Genomic DNA, 22127 nt, shown 5'->3' on the forward strand with positions numbered 1-22127 from the left:
ACAGGGTTTTGCGATGAGAAAAAAAATTATCCTATTGTTCTTTTTAACGACGGTTGGCTTGTTGCTGCTTTCGTTTAGCGGTAAAAAAGCAACAAAAGACGACCCCAAGACCTGGGTGCGCATCAATTTGCTGGGCTATTTGCCCAATGCAGTCAAAGTAGCTGTTTGGGCCAGCAAGGAACAGTTGCCGCCTAATGGTTTCGAATTGCTTGACGAGCGGAGTGGCCAAGTGGTTTTTTCATCTGCCAAAATTGCCAAATTTGGCGCCTATGGTCCATTTTCCAGTACAGCACGGCTTGATTTTTCGGATTTTAAAACGCCGGGGCGCTATTTGATCAGGGTAGGAACGATCGTTTCGCCTACGGTAATCATCAATAACGAGGTGTATCGGCACACGGCCGATTTCGCTCTGCGCTACCTGCGCCAGCAACGGAGCGGTTTCAATCCTTTTTTAAGAGACAGCTGCCACACACACGATGGCTTTGCGCTTTACGGCGCCAAGGCCGGAATCAAAGACAGTACGCATGTTGATGCCTCGGGCGGTTGGCACGATGCCAGCGATTACCTGCAGTATTCGACTACTTCGGCTAATGCCACCTACCATCTGCTGATGGCTTATCGCGATTTTCCGCAGGCTTTTGGCGATGAGAAACAGGCCAATGGTTTGGATGGCAAAAACGGCTTGCCCGATGTGCTCGATGAAGCGAAATGGGGACTCGACTGGCTATTGAAAATGCACCCTTCGGCCCAGGTGATGTTTAACCAGCTGGCCGACGACCGCGACCACCTCACCATGCGCATCCCCAAGGAAGACAGCCAATATGGGAAAGGATTTGAACGCCCATTGTATTTTATTGACGGCGAACCTCAACAAAGGGGCAAGTTCATGAATAATACTACCGGTACCAGTTCTACGGCAGCCAAATTTGCCAGTGCCTTTGCGCTGGGTAGCCAGGTTTTTTATCCTTTGAATATCAATTTTTCAGCATTGCTTCATGCCAAGTCGAACAGCGCTTACCAGTTTGCCTTGCGCAAAAAGGGCGTAACCCAAACGGTTTCTGTAAAATCGCCCTACATTTACGCCGAAGACAATTGGGTTGACGATATGGAATTGGCCTTGGCCATGTTGAAACCCCAACCTGAAGTTGCCGATCTATACAGGCCCAAGCAGGGCAAAGGCACGCTAGATTCGGCCTTTTTTTATGCCAAACAAGAACCCGTTACGCCTTGGCTCAAAGCCGATACCGCCAAGCATTACCAATGGTACCCTTTTATAAACATTGGGCATTATGAATTAGCCAAGCAAAGTAGCGGACGTAACAAGCAGCAGCTTATCGGTTATTACAAACAAGGCATTGAGCAGGTATGGAACAGGGCCAGGCAAAACGCCTTTTACCGGGGCGTGCCTTTTATCTGGTGCAGCAACAACCTGACCGTGGCTTTTGCCATGCAGTGTTTTTGGTATAGGGAATTGAGTGGCGATTCGAGCTTTTCGGCATTGGAGCAGGCTAATTTCGACTGGCTGTTGGGCTGCAATCCCTGGGGAACAAGCATGGTATATGGTTTGCCCAGCTGGGGCGATACGCCCGTTGATCCGCATTCGGCCTTTACCCACCTTAAACAATATCCGATTGATGGCGGCCTGGTAGACGGCCCGGTTTATACCAATATCTATAAAAGCCTGATTGGCATACAACTGGGTGAGCCTGACGAATATGCCGAGTTTCAGAGCGATTTGGCCGTCTACCACGACGATTATGGCGACTACAGTACCAACGAACCTACCATGGATGGCACGGCGTCCTTGGTTTACCTGCTGGCCGCTTTCGATTCGAAGGCCGAAGTCGCAAAACCGAAGGTTGCCAAATCTTATGGAGCTATTATTCGAGGCAACAGCGCCCAAAAGAAATTGGCATTGGTTTTTACCGGCGATGAATTTGCCGACGGAGGCCAAAGCATTGCCCAAACGCTGGCGCAAAACAAGGTTAAGGGCTCTTTCTTTCTGACGGGCAGGTTTTACCGCAACCCGGCTTTTGCGCCACTTATTACGAAACTCAAAGCAGGTGGACATTACTTGGGTGCTCATTCTAACGAACACTTGCTGTACAACGACTGGAACAAAAGAGATAGCCTATTAGTTGGTAAACCCCAGTTTAAAGCTGATTTGATGGCCAATTACAGCGCCATGGCGAAATTCGGGATCGCAAAGAAAGAAGCGCTTTTCTTTTTGCCTCCCTACGAGTGGTACAATGAAACCATTACCAACTGGACCAGCGAAATGGGCCTGCAATTAGTCAACTTTACGCCCGGAACCCGTTCTAATGCCGATTATACCTATCCCGAAATGGGCAAATCCTACCGGAGCAGCGAGGAAATTTACCAATCTATTGTAGATTACGACCAAAAACAGGCCAACGGATTGAACGGCTTTATGCTATTGTTGCATATCGGAACTGATCCGAGAAGAAAAGACAAATTCTATAACCAGTTGCCCAACTTGATTAAATACCTCAAAAAACAAGGTTATGAAATGGTCAGGGTCAACGATTTATTAAGAACGGAGCCACAAACAGCGCAAAAATTTTAAAATAAAATATTTACCTTTGGCGCAAATCATAATAGCAAAATGAGCACAGAAGAAAATAAAAACAGTTTTGAGTGGGTTTACTACGTTTTAGGTTTATTAACCGGTATGTTGGCTGTAATTGCCGTAACCACTAGCTTGGGCTGGATCCTTTTAGGTGGCATCTTAGGCCTGATTTTCGCAGGTTTATTCCTGAATAAAATTGTAAAAGGACGCGAATACTAGTCTTCCGCAAAAAAAACCAATGAGTATGAAAAAATGGAGTTTATGCCTATGCCTGGCATTGTTCGGTTTTGCAGCAAATGCGCAGGAAGCAGCGATTAAGTTTCCGAAACCAGACGATAGTCCGATGGATGCGCTCTACTATCCGTTAAATGCCACCAAGGTTAAAGATGATTCGATGCCTGTGATCAAGGTACTTTATTCTCGCCCGCAGAAAAAAGGAAGAGAGATTTTCGGCATCTTAGAGCAGTTTGACAAGGTTTGGCGCTTGGGCGCCAATGAAAACACCGAAATCTATTTCGATAAGAACGTAACCATTGGCACCAAGAAGGTAAAAAAAGGCCGTTATAGCCTTTTCGCTATTCCGAGCAAAGACAAATGGACCATTATTGTAAACAAACAAACGGATAGGTGGGGTGCTTTTACCTACGACCAAGGCAAAGACGTGGTAAGGGTAGAGGTACCGATAGCCAAACTAGAGAAGCCTTTAGAGGTTTTTTCGATGACATTTACCGATCGTACCGACGGTGCCAACCTGATTATGGCTTGGGACACTACGCAGGTAAGCTTGCCTATCTTATTCAAAAAATAAAATTTCTAAATAGGAATCGATAAAAAAAGGGAGCTTAAACTCCCTTTTTTTGTGTCCTTTTTTTCCTGAGCAGGCTGTCGATATAAATCAAAGCCAGCACCAGATCAACCAAAAGGAATACGTTTAAGACGGTGGGGTTGGCCAGTTTGCCGGCACCGAGATTCCAGTTGAACTTGGGCAAGGTGAAATCAAAGCTTGTTTTGCTGTTGGCAATGGCCAGTACAAATACGGCTAAAATAGAGAGCACAAAAAATGCCCCGATAAAGCCGATGATACGCTGGTCTACCTTAGTTTTTAAGGCGATGGGCCTAGGCTCAAGTTTTACCTGTTCCATCACGTTGCGCGTAAAAGACATTGAGGGCTCGTCTAATTCCATCATGCCCAATTCGTGGTGTACAGCCAACAATTCCTGATAAACTTGCTGGTAGGTTTTGTCCAAGGCCAGCCTGGCTTCAACAGTTGCGCGTTCTTCGGTCGTGCAGTTATTGTCGATGTAGTTCCAAAGTTGTTCTTCTATTGTATTCATATCAGCTCTTTAACTTCGTCTTTTAACAAATGTTGTAATTTTTCCTTTAGCCTTTGTCTGGCGCGGTGCAGCTTAACCTTAATGGTGTTGGCTTCCATGTGCAGGGTCTGGCCAATTTCCTCCAAGCTCTGCTCGCCTTTATAAAACAAGGTAATAATGGCGGCATCGTCGGGCAGCAACAAGTCGATGGCCTGGTTCAGGTACACATAGCTCGACTTCTTTTCAACCAGATTGGCATCGAAACTGGCATCGCTATTGGCCACCTGAAATGCTTGTTCTTCGTCGTTGATCGAACTGGTTGCCAGTCTTTTCTTGCGCAAAAAGGTCATGGCGGTAGTGTAGGTAATGGTATACAGCCAAGTCGTAAACTTCGAATCTTGCTTAAACGTACCCAGTGCCTTATAGGCTTTTACAAAACAGTCTTGCGCAATTTCTTCAGCATCTTCCCTGTTCTTGGCAAAACGCAGCGCCAAGGTAAACACAAAGCGCTGATGGCGTTTCACCAAATCGGCATAAACCGAGGTGTTACCCGCCAGAACGGCATTGATTAAAGCTAAATCTGTTTCCTTTTGCTGCATACGTTATCGGCTATGACGCGATGTTTTGCCGACAGGTTACAGCAATTTACAAAAATATTAGGCTTTGGCTTCAGCAAAAAACTTAAGGCCCAAAATAGAAATGATGAGGGTAGTTAAAAAGAAGATGCGCCAGAAGCTATAAGATTCCTTAAAAAAGATAATGCCCACCAATACGGTACCGATGGCGCCAATGCCCGTCCATACCGCGTAGGCCGTACCCATAGGCAGGGTTACGGTTGCCTTGTTCAAAAAAACAAAGCTCATTACTGCGCAAACCAAAAAGCCTGCGCCCCATTTCAGGTTAGTAAAATTGTCTGATAATTTTAAACAGGTCGTAAAGCCGATCTCTAACAGGCCAGCAATAATTAAATAGAACCAACTCATTGTGTATTTTTTTTTGACAAAGGTCGGCATCTCCAAACGGGCATCCTTTAACAAATGTTAAATAATTCAATTGACAGGTTTCGGTTAGCCGTTTTCAGTTAACTTGGCTTGTAACCCATAACCCATAACCCATAACCCGTAACCCATAACCCATAACTCGAGTCCCGCAACCATCACTCACCGCTCGGCCCTGATCCGGCTTAGGGTAACCTGCGTAACACCCAAGTAGGAAGCAATGTGCTTAAGCGAAACACGCTTAAGCAGGCTTGGGCTTTGCGCCAGCAGCTCCTGGTATCTTTCGGCAGCCGACTTGAATTGGCGGTTGATGAGCCTTTCTTCGGTCTTGATCAGTTCCAGCTCTACAAACTTGCGGCCCCAATTGGCCAAATTGATATGGTTTTGGTAAAGCTTTTGCAAAGCCTGGTCTGAAATGCGGTACAATATGCCATTTTCGAGCAGCTCTATGTTTTCGTAGCCCGGCTGCTGGTTAATGTAACTATGGTATGAAAGAATCAGGTCTGTTTCTTGGCCAAACCAAAAGGTAACTTGTTGATTTTCGGTATGGCAATAGGCGCGCGCGATGCCTTTGGCAATAAAATAGAGGTGGTTTTCTACTTTGGTGGTGCAAATAATCAGCTGGTTTTTAGGATAGGTTACACGCTCTAGCGAATTGATAAGCAGCTGCAGCTCTGCCTGGGGCAAAGGATAGATGCTGTTTATCTTGGCTGTAATTGGCGCTAATTCGGCTTGCATTGGCTAAAGATAACAAATGATGAAAATTTTTTCGCTAAGGGTGTAACCTAAAAAAAAAGGATGTTGTCATAGTATGCAGAACACGGTTCAAGAATTAAAAGATTATAAATCGAATAAAGAAATAAAATTATGGAAGAGTTAATCCCAATATCACTTTTTTTAGGTGCCTTTGCAATGGTATTCGGCATCAGGTATTTTTCTAACAAGGAAAAAATGGCCATGATTGAGCGTGGCATCGATCCAGGCATTCACAAAGCTACACCAAAGCCCTTTTTGAGCTTAAAATTCGGGTTGTTGCTGGTGGGCTTAGGCATTGGGCTGATTGTTGCCTTGTTCTTGTCGAGAGGCATGTTTAGCGGCAATATGAACCACAACGAAGAAGGACAGGCCGTAGCCATTTATTTTGGCTGTCTTGGCATCTTTGGCGGCTTGGGCCTGATTGTTTCCTATGCCATTGAAAAGAAATGGCTCGACGAGCAGAAATAACCGAAAACTTAAAATGGAGAGTCCGATAATCAAAACAATTATCGGACTTTTTTGTAAACCACTATCCCAAACATGAGATATTTTAAACTAATCTGGGTGTTGCTGTTGATGGCATTCATCCCGCTGCTGGCGCCGGCGCAAAAGCTAGAAACACAAATAGACAGCTTGCTGGCCAGCGTTTTCCAAGATAAAAACGGTCCAGGGGTTGCTTTGCTGGTGGCTAAAAACGGAAAGCCTATTTACCGGAAGGCATTTGGCAAGGCCAATGTAGAACTGGGAGTTGATTTAACGCCCGATAATGTGTTTCAGCTGGGCTCAATGACCAAGCAATTTACTGCAGTAGCCATCCTGCAGCTGGCCGAACAGGGAAAGTTGAAGCTCAACGTACCTATTTCGGCATATATTCCCGATTATCCCGATGGCGATAAAATAACCATCCACCAATTGCTGACGCATACGTCGGGGATTAAGGATTTTACCAAAATGAAATCGCTAAATAGCATTGCGCAAAAAGACTTGTCGCCCAAGGAAATGGTCGATTTCTTTAAAAACGAACCCATTGATTTCGCACCCGGCGCGCAATTCGACTACAACAACTCGGGCTATGTGGTTTTGGGTTATATCATCGAATTGATTTCGGGCGAAACCTACGAAAATTATATCCAAAAGCATATTTTCGACAAGGCGGGCATGAGCCATTCGCGCTACGCGAGCGATGTTGCTGTAATTAACAAAAGAGCTTATGGCTATCGCAAAAAAGGGGCAACGTACCTCAATAAACCAACGATCAGCTTCAGCATCCCTTTCTCGTCGGGTGCCCTGATGTCTACCGTAGACGATATGTTGCTGTGGCAAAATGCGCTGCGCCAAAACCTGTTGCTCAATGCCAGTACCGCTAATCTGGCTTTTTCCAAATACAAACTGAACAATGGCGAAGAATTTGCCTATGGCTATGGCTGGCATTTGAAAGCTATAAATGGAACGCCTACCAGAGAGCATGGAGGCAGCGTTTTCGGTTTCAAAACCATGGGCGTTTATGTGCCAAGCAAAGATATCTATGTCATCGGCTTAAGCAATTGCGAATGCAACTCGCCAACACAGGTAACCAGGGATATTGCGGCATTGGTTTTGGCCAATGGCCTGTAATTTGGATCTAAATAATTTTACTACAACGGCTTTGGCAAAATGGCTACCGTTAAGCGGCTCACACAATTCATTTTTCCTTTGTCGTTGTACATCTTGATTTCCCAAATGTGGGTCTTGCCACCGATATGCAGGGGCTTGCAAATGCCTTTGACGAGTCCCGAACTTACCGGACGCAGGTGATTGGCATTGACCTCTAAACCAACGGCAATCTGTTGCTGTGGGTCAATGCACATGTACGAAGCAATGCTGCCCAAGGTCTCGGCCAGTACTACCGATGCGCCTCCGTGCAAAATGCCTGCGGGCTGATGTGTGCGCTCGTCAACAGGCATGGTTGCTTCAATGTAATCATCGCCAACTGCCGTAAACTCGATGCCCAACAAGGCCCCGATATGGTTTTTGGGCCTATCGTTGAGCATGGCTGGCGTAAATTCCTTAAACCAGATCATAGGTAGCGTTCTTTAATGACGTTAACGTGGTGCATGATATGGCCAGCCAAAACATAAACAAAAGCCTTTACCGTCATGCTGTTGCCATTAGAAGTGCCCGATTTGGCCAGTTCTTCGTCGTTGAGGGATTTAATGAGGTAGAGGTTTGATTTTCGCAAGAGCGAAAACTCTTCCGAAAGGCTCAGCAAGCTGCGGTCGTTAAAATGTGCGGCGGCTACGTACTCGTCTTCGTCAAAACCGGGAATGCTCGCTTTTTCGCCTCTGGCAAAGCACAACAGCCTAAACACCATGATGCGTTCGGTATCGATAATGTGGCCAATAAGCTCTTTGATGGTCCATTTGCCTGGCGCATAAGCATAATCGCCTTTGCCCACCAAACTGTTGATGAAGTCTGAAAATTCGGTTACTTGTTTTTCCAAAATCTCGATTACATCTCCCGCTACCAGGCTGATGTATTTGTCATACCACTCGGGGTATTCCTGTGTTTGTGGTCGGTTCATAAGTTATGCTGCTTTTTAATACAATCCTGAATGTGGTGCCCTTGCCCAGTTCCGATTCCTTTACAAAAATCTGTCCGCGGTGGTAGTTTTCGATGATCCTCTTGGTTAGCGAAAGGCCCAAGCCCCAGCCCCTTTTGCGGGTGGTATAGCCCGGCTGGAAAACGGTGTCGAACCTCGAGCGCTGAATGCCCCGGCCGGTATCGGTTACATCGATAAACACTTCCTCCTTAGCCAGGTTTTCGATAATGTTAATGGTAATGTTGCCTTCGTTTTCGATGGCGTTAGCGGCATTTTTGAGCAGGTTTTCAATCACCCAGTCAAACAAGGGGATGCTGAGCATGGCCCTTACCTGTTTATCGCCGATAACCGCAAAGTTGATCTTATCGGAAGTGCGGATCTTGAAATAATCCACAAAATTCTGAATAACGATATACACGATATGGTCTTCGAGGATGGGTTTCGAGCCAATTTTAGAGAAACGGTCGGTCACAATCTCCAGCCGGTGGATATCGTTTTCCATTTCGGCAATCAGGGCATCGTCTTCGGCGTCAAATTTCGATTTGATGAGCTCAACCCAGGCCATGAGCGAAGAAATGGGCGTGCCCAGTTGGTGGGCGGTTTCTTTGGCCAAACCTACCCAAACCTGGTCTTGTTCGGCTCGGCGGGCCGAGCTAAAAGCCACGTAGGCTGTTAATAGAAAGAGAAAGATTACGCCTAGCTGGATATAAGGGAAATACCTGAGCTGGGTTAAGATAAAGGAGTCCTTGTAATATGCAATCAGGGGCGTATCGTCGGGGTCTTTCATCATGGCAGGCTTGTGCTGCCGCTTCATTTTAGCCAACTGCTTGGCAAAGTAAAGCGAATCGTATTCCTTGGTTTTGATATCCGGATAGAGGGTTTTGGTGGTATCAAGGCCATACCAAAGGTAAATGGAACCATCGGTTTTGGTAATGATGATGTCCATGGTATTGTTTTTCTTGATGGTTTCAAAAATGCCGGTCAGCCGCTCGTTTTCGTATACCCGCATCTGCTGTTCGAGTACCTTGAGCCGCAATTGGAACTGTGCCGCTTCTTCGCGCTCCATTTTCTTCACGAAAAAATTCGAATAAACCACAGAGGCTCCGCCAATTACAATGGCAAAAATAAGGAGAAACAATTTCCAGCGGCGCTTTTTTTGATACGGGTTCATATGGGAGTGGAGGCAAATTACAAAATAGCAATCAAAAATATACCTACAGAAACGTAAACGGACTAAAAAATATATCTTTGCGCTGTAATGGAAAAGAAAGTTAGAGTAAGATTTGCACCAAGCCCAACAGGTGGCTTGCACTTGGGTGGCGTACGCACAGCTTTATTTAATTATTTGTTTGCTAAAAAGCACAATGGCAGCTTCATCCTGCGCGTTGAAGACACCGATCAGACCCGTTTTGTAGAGGGCGCCGAAGAATACATCGTCAACTGCCTCAACTGGTGTGGCCTAACGCCCGATGAAAGTCCGCAGAACCCCGGCGCTTTTGGACCTTACCGCCAAAGCGAGCGCAAGCCCAGCTACAGGCAGTATGCCGAGCAATTGGTGGCCAGCGGCTATGCCTATTATGCTTTCGATACACCCGAAGAACTTAACGAAAAGCGCAGTGCGCAACCTAACTTTTTGTATGGTCAGCAAACCCGTATGCAAATGCGCAATTCGCTAACGCTCTCGCAAACCGAAACCAGCGAGTTGCTGGCCAGCGGCACGCCACATACCATCCGCATTAAAATGCCGGCCAACGAACAGGTGTCTTTTAACGACATGATTCGTGGCGTAGTGAGCTTTGATACCAATTTGGTCGACGATAAGGTACTATTGAAAGCCGACGGCATGCCTACCTATCATTTGGCTGTAGTTGTTGACGACAAGGCCATGGAAATAAGCCACGCTTTTAGGGGCGAAGAATGGCTGCCTTCGGCGCCGATCCATATTCTACTGTGGGAATACCTGGGCTGGAAAGACAGTATGCCACAGTGGGCGCACCTGCCATTGATTTTAAAACCCGATGGCAATGGCAAACTGAGCAAGCGCGATGGCGACCGCCTCGGCTTTCCGGTATATGCCATGAACTGGACCGATCCAAAAACCGGCGATGTAACCAAGGGATTTAAGGAAATGGGTTTCATGCCCGAAGCCTTCGTCAACCTCTTGGCGATGTTGGGCTGGAATGATGGCACCGACAAGGAAATTTTTACGCTCGGCGAACTGATTGCTTCGTTTTCGATAGACAGGATCAGCAAAGCCGGGGCCAAATTCGATTTCGAGAAAGCCAAATGGTATAACCACGAGTGGATCAAAACCGCCAGTGCCGAAGTTTTGGCGCCAAGCGTTAAAACCGACTTGCAAAGCTTGGGCATTGAGGTGGCTGACAATGCTTATCTGCTTAAAGTGATCGATATGGTGAAAGACCGTTGTACGCTTTTGGGCGATTTTGCTTCGCAGGCCGCATACTTTTTTGCAATTCCAGCTGCGTATGATGTGGCATCGGTAAAACCAAAATGGTCGGCAGCAAAAGGCGAATTTTTCCAAGAGTTTGCTGCAGGGCTACAAGACGGGGCCACAGCTACAGATTGGGAGGCCCAATTTAAGGGCCTGGCCGAAAGTAAGGGATTTAAACCCGGCGAACTGATGCTGCCTTTGCGCATCATGCTGGTAGGAGGTAAGTTTGGTCCGGGCGTATTTGATATCGCCAACGTATTGGGCAAAGCCGAAACACAAAAAAGAATAGCGCTAGGCGTGGAAGCATTTAGTTAAACTGTGTAGAATACTTTCGCCTAAAACTTAAAACGCCGATCGATTGTTAGGTAAGGGTATATGTTTAACCACTTAAACCCTAAAATGATGAAAAGCAAAGACGATAAATTCGAAAAGCTGGCCAGCAACCTAACCGCTTTGACTAAAGAAGAGCAGCGCAAAATTATGGGCGGCATGAAATGGACTGGGCAAGGATCAAAAAACATGGAAATGGACAGGTGGACCGCAATGACCATTGGTGATCCTTGGGGTGGCCGATTTGGAATCAAACTGGTCGATTAAACCGCTAAAAATGAACGGAACGGCGCTAACTGAGGTTGGGGCCGTTTTTGTTATGTATTGTTAGCCACAGCTACAAAAACTGAACTTTAAATAGGCCGTTGGAAAGGCGGTCTTTTAAAATCTGCATCGCTGAGGCTAACTGTATTTGAGATATAGATATAATCAGTAAATTGGTATCAAAATTGTTTCATTATTTTTTTAACCTAAAACAGAAATTATGCAGTGGTTCGGTAAAGGAAGCGATAATGTTGAAGATGGTAGAGGCGGTGGCGGCCGTGTAGCCTTGGGTGGCGGCGTGGGGATTGTTATTGTAATCCTGGGTTTGCTATTTGGCAAGGATTTAACGGGGCTGGTAAGCCAGATGCCCGCAACAACACCTACAGAACAAACAGGAAAGGCTGACGACCCACAGAAGAAATTCGTGAAAGGCGTTTTGGAATCGACCGAGCAGGTTTGGGATCAGGAATTTGCTGCCATGGGTTTGCAATACGAATATCCGAAGCTCAAGCTGTTTGATGGGGCCGTGCAATCTGCTTGTGGCGGAGCCACGGCAGCTGTGGGCCCGTTTTATTGCCCAGGCGATCATAAAGTATACATCGATCTTTCTTTTTACGACGAACTGAAAAACCGTTTCGGCGCGGCTGGCGATTTTGCCCAGGCTTATGTCATTGCGCACGAAGTTGGCCATCACGTTCAGAACTTATTGGGCGTGTCGGCTCAAATGGAGCAGGCCAGAAGAAGACTGAGCGAAGTAGAATACAACAAACTCTCGGTTAAGCTAGAGCTGCAGGCTGATTTTTACGCCGGCCTTTGGGCACATCACGCCCAAAACCTGAAAGATTTTCGCTTAGATCCCGGCGATTTGGAAGAAGCCTTGACCGCGGCCAACGCCATTGGCGACGACAAGCTCCAAAAACAGGCCCAGGGCGAAGTGGTCCCCGATGCTTTTACCCATGGTACATCGGCACAAAGGATGTACTGGTTTAAAAAAGGCTTTGATACCGGCGATATGAAACAGGGCGATACCTTTAATTCGCCCAACCTGTAAAACCTGCAAACGGGGCATCTGTTAAGGCTAAAAAACAATTCGCATAGGTTAAAGGATGGCCGACAAAATATTTTACAAATCCATCCAAACAAATCTCATTTGTTTTTTGTTCTCTTTTATTCGTATTGGTCTTCTTAAAAAATCAATACCATACCATAACAAATGTTGCCAAGCTTTAACTATTTTTGGGAATGATCCTTATTGTCGACGATACGCCAGAGAACCTGATTTCTTTAAAAAAGGTTCTGGAAAAACACCATTTTGAAATCGATACCGCTTCATCTGGCGAAGAAGCACTTAAAAAAGTCCTCAAAAACTCTTATGTGCTCATTATTTTAGACGTGCAGATGCCAGGTATGGATGGTTTCGAAGTGGCAGAGGCTATATCGGGCTACAGCAAGGCCAAAGAAACTGCCATTATTTTCTTGTCGGCCGTGAATACCGAGTTCAAATTTATTGCCAAAGGCTACTCTTCTGGAGGGCTAGATTACATTACCAAACCGGTTGATATGAACCTGTTGCTGCTCAAGGTAAAAACCTTTTACCGTATTTACGAGCAGAGCAGGAAGCTGAACGAAATGCAGGAATCGCTGCTCGAAGAAATCGAGTTCAGGAAAGAGGCCGAACGCAAAAAAGACGAATTCATCAGCATTGCCAGTCACGAACTCAAAACGCCCCTTACCAGCGTAAAAGGCTATGTACAGCTTTTAGAGCGCAGCGTAAACAAAGGCGATATCGAAACCGTTAAAAAGCATTTGGGCAAGGCTCAGGTACAGCTCGAAAAGCTCAATGGCCTTATTGCCGACCTTTTAGATATTTCTAAAATCGAAAGTGGCAAGCTCAAGTTCAATAAGCAGCATTTTGCCATCGATTGCCTCATCGACAACGTGATTGAAGTCATGCACCAATCGAACCCAGAGTTTAAGGTGCACAAAAAGGGAAGTGCAAGTTGCGAAATCTATGGCGACGAGATGCGTATTGAGCAGGTGCTGGTCAATTTTCTTACCAACGCCATCAAATATTCGCCCGGAACCAGCGAGATCCATTTAACGGTAAATGTAAACGAAGGATCGCTTTATGTAGCCGTCAAAGACTCGGGCATTGGCATTTCGCCCGAGCAGCTGCCCCACGTTTTCGATAAGTTTTACCGGGTAGAAGAAACCTCGCAGCGCTTTCAAGGCTTGGGCATCGGCCTTTACATTTCGGCCGAAATTATCAGGCGCCATGGCGGAAAAGTGGGCGTGAACAGCACCTATGGAGCGGGATCAGAGTTTTACTTTATCATACCTGTCGATTCAACAACCGAAGTTTAATGCTAAAACTACTATTTAATGAAATTATCTCTTAAAAGTAACCTCCGATTAGGTCTGGGCCTGTCGCTGCTTATTCTCATCCTGAGCTCTTTGGCTTCGTACGTGAGCATCAGGAATCTCATCAAGTCATCGGATTTAGTGTCTCATAGCAACGAGGTCATGAACAACCTCGACAACATCATCTCTACCCTTAAAGATGCCGAAACGGGCCAACGAGGCTTTTTGCTAACCAATAACCAGGTTTTCCTGCAACCTTATATGGGTGCCAAAGAAAAGGTAAACGCCCTGTTTAAGCAACTGGAAGAAACCACAAAAGACAATAGTTACCAGCAACGCAAATTAAGCGAACTGAAACAGATACTGGATACTCGGCTAACCATTCTCGAAAAAACCGTCGACCAAAAAATGAATGGGGGTACGGTTACCGAAAAAAACCTGCTCGACGGCAAATCGTACATGGACAGTGTAAGGCAGATCATTAAAGATATGCAGGCCGAAGAAAGACGTCTCTTGAACACGCGTACCGCCGATATGAATACCTTGGCGGGGTATACGCCGCTGCTCATTATTCTGGCCGCCGTTCTTTCGCTGCTCATTACCATTTTCTTTTACAGAAAGGTAGCTTCGGATTTCGACGAGCGCCAGTTATTGCAACAGGAACTGCAGACCATCAATTACGAAACCGCCGAAAGGATCAACGTAATCCAGGGCATAGCCCAACAAATTTCTAAAGGCGACTATAAAATCAGGATGGACGATGCTACTAAGGATGGTCTCGGCAGTTTGGCCGGCTCGCTCAACAATATGGCCGAAGCGCTGCAGTATTCGTTTGGGCTTTTAGAAGACAAAGAATGGCTGCAGTCGGGTATTGCCAAGCTGAACGATCAAATGGTAGGCGAAAAAGACATCAGAACCTTGGCAAACGATATGCTCATCAATATTGTAGAACATACCAAAAGCCATGTAGCGGCCCTTTACCTTGTAGAAGACGATAAAAAACTATACCTCACCGGAGGCTACGCCTTAATGGGCAACGAAATGAAAGAGCAGTTTGCCATGGGCGAAGGATTGATTGGCCAGTGCATGGAAATGGGCAAGCTCATTTTGCTCGACGAAATTCCGGAAGGCGAGATTACCATTAGCTACGCTACGGGCCAAACCAAGCCCAAAAACGTAGTGGCCTTTCCGCTGCAACGCGATGGCTTACTCATCGGTGTAATCGAATTGGCTTCCTTAAATGCCTATACGCCCCGTAAACTGGAGTTTTTAAACAGCATTTCGGGCAACATCGGTACGGCCATTCATGTAGCGCAGAACCGCAAAAAGTTGCAGGAGTTTTTAGAGGAAACCCAGGCCCAAGCCGAAGAACTACAGGCCCAGCATTCGGAGCTCGAAGGCTTAAATGCCGAATTGGAAGCACAGACACAGAAAATACAAGCCTCGGAAGAAGAGCTGCGCGTACAGCAGGAAGAACTGCTGCAAAGCAACCAGGAATTGGAAGAGCGTACCAGCCTGCTCGAAGAAAAGAACCAGCTGATCCAGGAACGCAACCTCGACATCCAGCAAAAGGCAGCAGAACTGGAGCAAAGCACCCGTTATAAATCAGAATTTTTGGCCAACATGAGCCACGAACTGCGTACGCCTTTAAATTCTATCCTGCTCCTTTCTAAGCTCATGGCCGACAACGAGGAGCTCGACAAAGAATACACCGAATATGCCTCGGTTATCCAAAGCTCGGGACAAGGGCTTTTAAGCCTAATCGACGAAATCCTGGATCTTTCTAAAATCGAAGCCGGTAAAATGGACCTCGATATTGCCGAAGTGCAAACAGAAGAAGTAATTACCGATATGCGCGCCTTGTTTATGCCTATTGCCAAAGACAGGAAACTGGCCCTCGAAATACAGGTTGAAAAAGAGGTGCCCGCCATTATCGAAACCGATAAAATGCGCTTGGAGCAGATTTTGAAAAACCTGCTCTCCAATGCGCTAAAGTTTACGAACGAAGGGAAGGTAAGCCTGGCCGTATCGGCAAACCTCAACTATAAAACCCTTGTTTTTAAGGTAAAAGACACCGGAATTGGCATTGCCAAAGACAAGTTGGGCATGGTATTCGAAGCCTTTCAGCAGGCCGATGGCTCTACCCGCCGCAAATTTGGCGGTACCGGCCTGGGGCTTTCTATCAGTCGCGAGCTGGCTAAATTGCTGGGTGGCGATATCTACTTGGAAAGCGAAGAAAACGTGGGCAGCGAATTTACCCTGACCATCCCGTTCAACTACGTAGATAAGGAGGCCTATCTGGAAGAGCAATTGGCCAACCGCGAAAGCCAGGATAAAATTAGGTATGTGGAGCCTGTGGTGGCCCCTTTGCCAAACTATACCGTTGATTTGATACCAGGCGAAGTAGCCGACGACCGCAACAGCATCGGTGAAAAAGACAAGGTCATCCTGATCATTGAAGATGATACCGCCTTTGCCAAAACCCTGCTCAATTTTACCCGTAAACGCAACTACAAAGGCATTGTGGCCGTTAGGGGCGATGTAGGCATAGAAATGGCCAACCAGTATAACCCGCTGGCTATTTTGCTCGATATCCAATTGCCGATCAAAGACGGTTGGCAGGTGATGGAAGAGCTGAAATCGAACCCTGTAACAAGGCCTATCCCGGTGCACATCATGTCGTCGCTTTCGGTTAAAAAAGAAAGCCTGCTGAAAGGCGCTGTCGATTTCATTAACAAGCCCGTGGCGCTCGAGCACATGAAACAGATTTTTGAAAAACTGGAAGATGCGCTGAGCCGTTATCCCAAAAAAGTGCTTATAGTTGAAGAAAACGAACAGCATGCCAAGGCGCTGAGTTACTTCCTGAGCAACTCTAACATCCAAACCATGGTTGCCAGGAATGTGAGCGAAAGCATCGAGGCGCTGCAAAAAAAAGAAGTAGACTGCGTTATCCTCGATATGGGTATTCCTGATAAAAATGCCTATGAAACCCTCGAAACCATTAAAAAGAACGACGGACTGGAAAACCTGCCGATCATTATCTTTACCGGTAAGAACCTCTCCAAAGGCGAAGAAAGCCGCATCAAGCAATATGCGGATTCCATCGTGGTTAAAACCGCCCATTCTTACCAGCGGATTTTAGACGAAGCCGGGTTGTTTCTGCACCTGGTAGAACAAAAAGAAAAACAACAAAAACCCTTGCTCAAAGATAACCTGGGCGGCTTAAACGATGTGCTTAAAGGCAAGACCGTGCTCATTGCCGACGATGACGTGCGTAATATCTTCTCGCTAACCAAAGCCTTGGAACAGCACCAGATGAAAGTATTGCCGGCAATTGATGGCAAGGAAGCCCTGAAGGTGCTGGACGAAAACCCCAAGGTAGATGTAGTGCTGATGGATATGATGATGCCTGAACTTGACGGCTATGAAACTACCAGGGCCATTAGGGCCATGGCCGGCTACAAACAGCTGCCGATTTTGGCGGTAACCGCCAAGGCGATGATGGGCGATCGCGAAAAATGCATCGCTGCCGGAGCCTCCGATTACATCTCGAAGCCCGTTGATGTTGATCAGTTGATTTCTTTGTTAAGGGTTTGGTTATATGATAAAGCATAAAATAGTGTTCTAGGATTTTATGGATACAAGGACAAAAAAAATACTCATCGTTGACGACGATAGCAGAAACATATTTGCATTAACGGCTGTTCTAAAAGCAAAAAAATATCATTGTGTGGCGGCCAGCAGTGCCCAGCAAGGTTTTGATATGATGGCCAACGACGGCGACATTGCCGTGGTGCTGATGGATATGATGATGCCCGATATGGATGGCTATCAGGCCATGGCCAAAATGAAGGCAGACGAAACCTTAAAAAACATCCCTGTTATTGCGGTTACCGCGCAGGCCATGCTGGGCGATAGGGAGCGCTGCCTCAATGCCGGTGCAACCGGCTATATTTCAAAGCCCGTAAATGTAGACGAATTGATTATGCTATTAAAAAAATACATCTAGTGGCTCAGTTAACTGCCATATCCGACGAACAGGTAGAAATCCTGATTGGTGATGTTTTGGAACAGTACGGCTATGATTTTACCGGCTATTCGAGGGCATCGCTTAAAAGAAGGGTATTGCGGCTGTATGGGTTAGACAAGCAGGTGAGCTTTGCCGAATTCAGGTATAGGATCATCAGCGATAACGGCTATTTTAAACGTTTTGTAGAGCAGATTACCGTAAACGTAACCGAGATGTTCAGGGATCCTGGGTTTTACCGCACCTTGCGTACCGAAGTGTTGCCTAATTTGGGCACGTATCCCTTTATCCGCATTTGGCTGGCGGGTTGTTCAACCGGCGAGGAGGCCTATTCGATTGCCATTCTGCTCAAAGAGCTGAACCTCTTGCAAAAATCGCTGATTTACGCTACAGATATCAATCCCACGGTGCTCGAAAAGGCGGCACAAGGCCTTTTTCCGCTAAGCCAGATGAAACAGTATTCCGAAAATTATATTGCCTCTGGCGGGCCACAGGATTTTTCATCCTATTACAGTGCCAATTATTCGCTAGCCAAGTTTGATAGCGATTTGAAGGAAAAAATGATTTTTTCTACCCATAATTTGGTTTCTGATCACTCATTTAACGAATTTCAGCTTATATTGTGCCGTAACGTGCTCATCTATTTCGACCGAGAACTGCAGTATAAGGTGTTGCAGCTGTTCGATAGCAGTTTGGATAATTTAGGCTATTTGGCCTTGGGCACCAAAGAAACGGTAGATTTTTCGCCCATCAGCAAACACTACAAAAGACTGGGCACCGAAAAAATATGGAGGAAAACCAGCTAAAAACAAATTATACGTTGATGAAGAATTGTAGGGCATTGGTTATTGGAGGTTCGGCAGGCAGCCTTGAAGTGTTGCTCCGGGTTTTCCCCGACCTTAGGGAAGACCTGCCTTTTTCCATTATAATTGTGGTGCACCGCAAACAGGGAACAGATTTTCTGCTGGCCGACCTGATCTCCAAAAAAACAAAGCTTGAGGTTAAAGAAGCCGAAGAAAAGGAAAAAATAATGGTCGGAACGGTTTATTTGGCTCCCTCAGACTATCATTTGCTGATTGAAAGGGATGGGTCTTTTTCTTTAGACTATTCAGAAAAAATAAACTATTCACGGCCTTCTATTGATGTTACTTTTCAGTCGGCGGCCGAAGTGTACGAAGAAGGTTTGGTATGCTTGTTGCTGTCAGGCTCTAATGCCGATGGGGTAAACGGATTGATTACCGTAAACAGTTATGGCGGACAAACAGCGGTGCAAGACCCGGAAAGCGCACAGGTAGATTACATGCCTGCACAGGCTATTGCAAGGGCCGAGGTAAACCGAATACTAAAAATAGAGGAAATGGCCGCTTACATAAATTCGCTGGCTTAAAACGTTCGAAACGATGAATAAAAAGGTTTTTATTTTTGACGATAACACAGATATTCTGGAACTTTGTACCCTGATTCTGGAAGATGCAGGCTACGAAATCAAGACTTCGGCCAGTTCGAACCATATTGTAGATCAGGTTAGGGCCTTCATGCCCGATTTGATTTTCATGGACAACTGGCTGCCCGATATAGGCGGTATAGAAGCTACGCAGGCACTGAAAAACCATCCCGACCTCAAGCATATTCCCGTGATTTATTTCTCGGCCAACAACGATGTAAAGGCCCTGGCGCAACAAGCCGGTGCCGATACCTATCTGCCCAAGCCTTTTGATATCGAGGCGCTCGAAGAAATAGTAGGCAATTATATCGGCAAATAGAGCAACCTGCCGAACGCGGGCAAGCTGTCCCGAATGAAGTGGCTTCGGTCGTGCCACTATGATCAATCCTTAGCGCTATTCGCAGCACGCTTAATACTTGCCGCCCAGCACTAAACAACAAAGCAACCTACCGTTAGGTAGATTGCCCTGTTCGAAGTGAGATTAGCTCAATGTTAGTTCTTCATCCTGCCTTGCTCGTCTTCTGTACCGGTAGAACGACGGCGTGCGGGTTTGATTTCATTCTTTCCAAAACGGTAAGTAAAGCTGATTTTGCCAATCTGCGTTTCATTTTTCTGGTAAACGCTGTATTTTAAGCCAGGATAGGCACTTTTCAGGTTGGTTTCGTAAATGTTGAATACATCGCTCATGGCCAATTTCAAAGTGGCTTTTTTCTTCAACAACGATTTGCTGATGCCGGCATCAACCGAATAGCGCGAGCCGAGGCTCAACGTACCATAATCCAACGGCGATTCGTAGCTGCCGAATAGTTCGGCGGTCAAGCCATCCATAATGATAAAACTTTGCTGCGATTTGAATTGGAACGAGGTTTTGCCTGTGCTCAAAGCTTGTCCGGCAAGGTCGGGCGATTTAAAGCTGAGGTAAAATACATTCAGGTTGTTATTCATACTCCACCATTTAGCCACTTTAACCGGTACGTTCAGGTTCGCGGCATAGGTAATGTTTTTGGCCAGGTTGGCATTGGTTTGGTACAATGCTTTTTGACTGGCATCTGGCAAAAGCACTTCAGTAATTACATCGTTTACACGGCTATAGCTCAAGCTTAGCAGGTATTTTTGCATAAAGGTGTACGATAATTCAAAGCTGTGCGTGTATTGCGGGTTCAAGAACGGGTTACCCTTGTTGTAGGTATACTGGTCAAGATAGTAAACAAAAGGGTTAAGGGCATCGTAGCTTGGCCTATCTATCCTGCGGCTATAAGAGAAGCCAACCTGGTTGTTTTCAGACAGGTTTTGTTGCAGGAAAAAGGTTGGAAAGAAATCCCAATAGCTGCGTTCTACAACATTGTTGGTAGTGATCAGGTTACCTTTAGAATTGGTTTGTTCCATTCTTAAACCTACTTGTACGGTCGTGTTTTTAAACTGTTTGTTAAAGTTGGTATAAACAGCATTGACGTTCTCGTCGTAAATAAAGCGGTTGCTGCGGCGCACGTCGTTTGTCCAGGCGTTGCTCAGGTAAGCCTCGGCAATCAGGTTGTTGTCGGTTTTAACCCAGCTGCTTTTGGCACCAGCCTCTAGTCTCATGGTTTTATTGATGGGCAAAGTATAATCCAATTTAAAGGCTTTGATTTGGATGTTGGACGGGGTTCCGTTGCGGGTGTATTCGGTAGGTCTGATCAGGTTGCCATTGGCAAATCGATAGGTATTATCGTACATAGAACCTTCGTTGCCATTATATCTCGAATAATCTAAATCTGCCGAAAGCTCTTGGCCGGCGGTATCTAAAATAGATTTATAGTTCAGGTTATAAGAAACGTTGTTGTATTTGTTGGTCTGAAGGCTTTTGGCAACCAAGGTCGAATCTATTTGATTAAAAGAAGGGCCTATAATGGTATTGTTGCTGTCAAATTCCCTTCCATTGTTAAAATATCCATTAACCAGCACGCCCAAGGTGTTCTTTTTGTCTAAGAAGAAATCTACGCCTGCTTTAAAGTTGTTGTTGTGGTTTTTACGATACATTTCGCCAACCTGCATAAAATAGGTGTCGGGCGTTCCGTTAGAAATACGGTCGATGGTAATGAGGTTGTCTCTGCCTTGCTGGCCATAGTTGTAGTTGCCGAATACGTTTACGTTTTTGGTTCTGTGGTTAAGGCTGATGCCCGCATTGCCTCTCAGGTTTTTGCCGTAGCCAGCTGTTAAGTTCAGGTTGCCGTTGGTGCCGCCGTTTTTGCTTTTCTTGGTTTTGATGTTGATGATGCCAGAATTGCCAGAAGCATCGTATTTTGAAGATGGGTTGGTAATCAGCTCGATGGTTTCCAGTTCAGAGCTTTGCATGTTTCTGAGCAGGTTGGCTACATCGGCATTGCTCATGTAGGTTTGTTTGCCGTCGAGCATAATCAATACGCCTTGTTTGCCCTGCATCGAAATGTTGTCGTTTTGGTCAACGCTTACGCCAGGAGCTTTTTGCAATACTTCCAAAGCATTTGAGCCCACGGCTACCGTGCTATTTTCTACATTCATTACCAATTTGTCGGCCTTTCTTTCAATTAAGGGCTTGGTGGTAGTAATGCTTACCGCATTGAGCGTTTTGCTGTTCGACTTGAGGTGGATGTTTTCGAGGTTAAGCACGCTCTCCGGAGCATTAAAAGGCTTTCCCTTGTAAATTTCGAACCCCATCATATTGGTTTTGATGTAATAGCTGCCTGGTTTGATGTTAGCGAATTGGAATTTGCCATCGGGCGTGGTCAATGCTGTTTTAACCAGCGACGAATCGGCAGTTTTAAAAAGACCAATCGTGGCATAATCAACCGGTTTGTTCTGGTCGTCGAGGATGGTTCCGTTAATGGTGCCTTGGGCAGGCTTTTCCTGCGCCAGCAGGGTATTACCCAAGCAAAAGCTTAGTAAAACAAGGAATAGAGAGTAAATAGTTTTCATTTTGTGTTGTTTAAGGTTCAAAAAATAGGGCAAAAAAATCCTGTTGCGCTCTCGCGCAATTTTTTCTCCTGCCATAAATTTTA

At 45.9% G+C, this 22127-nt stretch carries 22 protein-coding genes; 14 read left to right on the forward strand and 8 right to left on the reverse strand.

The genetic code is table 11. The annotated features are described in order from the left end of the window. Window positions 1-13 precede the first annotated feature (13 nt). From AC6H1S_RS19045 to AC6H1S_RS19055, 3 genes are read left to right on the forward strand one after another with little or no spacing between them, the layout of a single operon-like run. Window positions 14-2587 carry a bifunctional glycoside hydrolase family 9 protein/polysaccharide deacetylase gene (locus AC6H1S_RS19045; protein WP_497564644.1) on the forward strand — a complete coding sequence of 858 codons (2574 nt, stop codon included), beginning with the start codon at window positions 14-16 and terminating at the stop codon, window positions 2585-2587. 39 nt (window positions 2588-2626) lie between these two features. Next, on the forward strand, window positions 2627-2809 hold the full coding sequence (locus tag AC6H1S_RS19050; RefSeq protein WP_199137217.1) for a hypothetical protein: 183 nt from the start codon (window positions 2627-2629) through the stop codon (window positions 2807-2809). Window positions 2810-2834: 25 nt separating this feature from the next. Beyond that, window positions 2835-3398 (forward strand): DUF2911 domain-containing protein, encoded by a 564-nt coding sequence (locus AC6H1S_RS19055; RefSeq protein WP_199137215.1) that lies wholly within the window; start codon window positions 2835-2837, stop codon window positions 3396-3398. Between the two features lie 34 nt (window positions 3399-3432). Here the strand turns inward: AC6H1S_RS19055 and AC6H1S_RS19060 are convergent, their stop codons facing one another. From AC6H1S_RS19060 to AC6H1S_RS19075, 4 genes are all read right to left on the reverse strand, one after another. Further along, window positions 3433-3924, reverse strand: a complete 492-nt coding sequence (locus AC6H1S_RS19060; protein WP_497564645.1) for an anti-sigma factor family protein — start codon at window positions 3922-3924, stop codon at window positions 3433-3435. After that, entirely contained in the window at window positions 3921-4502 is a 582-nt protein-coding gene (locus AC6H1S_RS19065) for an RNA polymerase sigma factor (RefSeq protein WP_497564646.1), read from the reverse strand. The genes AC6H1S_RS19060 and AC6H1S_RS19065 overlap by 4 nt, the downstream gene beginning before the upstream one ends. Window positions 4503-4559: 57 nt before the next feature. Continuing rightward, entirely contained in the window at window positions 4560-4886 is a 327-nt protein-coding gene (locus AC6H1S_RS19070) for a DMT family transporter (RefSeq protein WP_199137209.1), read from the reverse strand. Between the two features lie 177 nt (window positions 4887-5063). Further along, entirely contained in the window at window positions 5064-5639 is a 576-nt protein-coding gene (locus AC6H1S_RS19075) for a Crp/Fnr family transcriptional regulator (RefSeq protein WP_497564647.1), read from the reverse strand. Between the two features lie 129 nt (window positions 5640-5768). On the opposite strand from AC6H1S_RS19075, the gene AC6H1S_RS19080 reads away from it, so the two are divergent. Beyond that, window positions 5769-6125 (forward strand): DUF6249 domain-containing protein, encoded by a 357-nt coding sequence (locus tag AC6H1S_RS19080; RefSeq protein WP_233165647.1) that lies wholly within the window; start codon window positions 5769-5771, stop codon window positions 6123-6125. Between the two features lie 72 nt (window positions 6126-6197). Continuing rightward, complete coding sequence (locus AC6H1S_RS19085; RefSeq protein WP_497564648.1) at window positions 6198-7271, forward strand: serine hydrolase domain-containing protein; 1074 nt, start codon at window positions 6198-6200, stop codon at window positions 7269-7271. A 20-nt stretch (window positions 7272-7291) separates the two neighbouring features. Here AC6H1S_RS19085 and AC6H1S_RS19090 read toward each other — a convergent pair whose 3' ends face one another. The 3 genes from AC6H1S_RS19090 to AC6H1S_RS19100 are packed head-to-tail and all read right to left on the reverse strand — an operon-like array spanning window position 7292 to window position 9406. Next, a complete protein-coding gene (locus AC6H1S_RS19090; protein WP_497564649.1) occupies window positions 7292-7717 on the reverse strand; it encodes a hotdog fold thioesterase in 426 nt (141 codons plus the stop codon). Then, window positions 7714-8217 carry a DinB family protein gene (locus AC6H1S_RS19095; RefSeq protein ID WP_497564650.1) on the reverse strand — a complete coding sequence of 168 codons (504 nt, stop codon included), beginning with the start codon at window positions 8215-8217 and terminating at the stop codon, window positions 7714-7716. The genes AC6H1S_RS19090 and AC6H1S_RS19095 overlap by 4 nt, the downstream gene beginning before the upstream one ends. Further along, window positions 8177-9406 (reverse strand): sensor histidine kinase, encoded by a 1230-nt coding sequence (locus AC6H1S_RS19100; protein WP_199137199.1) that lies wholly within the window; start codon window positions 9404-9406, stop codon window positions 8177-8179. The genes AC6H1S_RS19095 and AC6H1S_RS19100 overlap by 41 nt, the downstream gene beginning before the upstream one ends. Window positions 9407-9493: 87 nt before the next feature. On the opposite strand from AC6H1S_RS19100, the gene gltX reads away from it, so the two are divergent. The 9 genes from gltX (at window position 9494) to AC6H1S_RS19145 (ending at window position 19432) form a co-directional block, all read left to right on the forward strand. After that, window positions 9494-11002: a glutamate--tRNA ligase gene (gene gltX, locus AC6H1S_RS19105; protein ID WP_497564651.1), complete on the forward strand. Its 1509-nt coding sequence runs from the start codon at window positions 9494-9496 to the stop codon at window positions 11000-11002. 84 nt (window positions 11003-11086) lie between these two features. After that, on the forward strand, window positions 11087-11284 hold the full coding sequence (locus AC6H1S_RS19110; RefSeq protein ID WP_497564652.1) for a hypothetical protein: 198 nt from the start codon (window positions 11087-11089) through the stop codon (window positions 11282-11284). A 217-nt stretch (window positions 11285-11501) separates the two neighbouring features. After that, complete coding sequence (gene ypfJ / locus AC6H1S_RS19115; RefSeq protein WP_199137193.1) at window positions 11502-12332, forward strand: KPN_02809 family neutral zinc metallopeptidase; 831 nt, start codon at window positions 11502-11504, stop codon at window positions 12330-12332. Window positions 12333-12523: 191 nt separating this feature from the next. After that, a complete protein-coding gene (locus AC6H1S_RS19120) occupies window positions 12524-13645 on the forward strand; it encodes an ATP-binding response regulator (protein ID WP_199137191.1) in 1122 nt (373 codons plus the stop codon). 18 nt (window positions 13646-13663) lie between these two features. Continuing rightward, window positions 13664-17257, forward strand: coding sequence for a response regulator (locus AC6H1S_RS19125; RefSeq protein ID WP_497564653.1), 3594 nt, complete (start codon window positions 13664-13666; stop codon window positions 17255-17257). Window positions 17258-17276: 19 nt separating this feature from the next. Continuing rightward, on the forward strand, window positions 17277-17651 hold the full coding sequence (locus tag AC6H1S_RS19130) for a response regulator (RefSeq protein ID WP_199137187.1): 375 nt from the start codon (window positions 17277-17279) through the stop codon (window positions 17649-17651). Then, window positions 17651-18475, forward strand: a complete 825-nt coding sequence (locus tag AC6H1S_RS19135) for a CheR family methyltransferase (RefSeq protein ID WP_497564654.1) — start codon at window positions 17651-17653, stop codon at window positions 18473-18475. Before AC6H1S_RS19130 ends, AC6H1S_RS19135 begins: the two co-directional genes overlap by 1 nt. 17 nt (window positions 18476-18492) lie before the next feature. Beyond that, entirely contained in the window at window positions 18493-19056 is a 564-nt protein-coding gene (locus tag AC6H1S_RS19140; RefSeq protein ID WP_199137183.1) for a chemotaxis protein CheB, read from the forward strand. Window positions 19057-19069: 13 nt separating this feature from the next. After that, a complete protein-coding gene (locus AC6H1S_RS19145) occupies window positions 19070-19432 on the forward strand; it encodes a response regulator (RefSeq protein WP_199137181.1) in 363 nt (120 codons plus the stop codon). Between the two features lie 173 nt (window positions 19433-19605). Here AC6H1S_RS19145 and AC6H1S_RS19150 read toward each other — a convergent pair whose 3' ends face one another. Then, window positions 19606-22044 (reverse strand): TonB-dependent receptor domain-containing protein, encoded by a 2439-nt coding sequence (locus tag AC6H1S_RS19150; protein ID WP_497564655.1) that lies wholly within the window; start codon window positions 22042-22044, stop codon window positions 19606-19608. Window positions 22045-22127: the final 83 nt, after the last annotated feature.

The sequence above is a fragment of the Pedobacter sp. TM02 genome, from assembly GCF_059705275.1.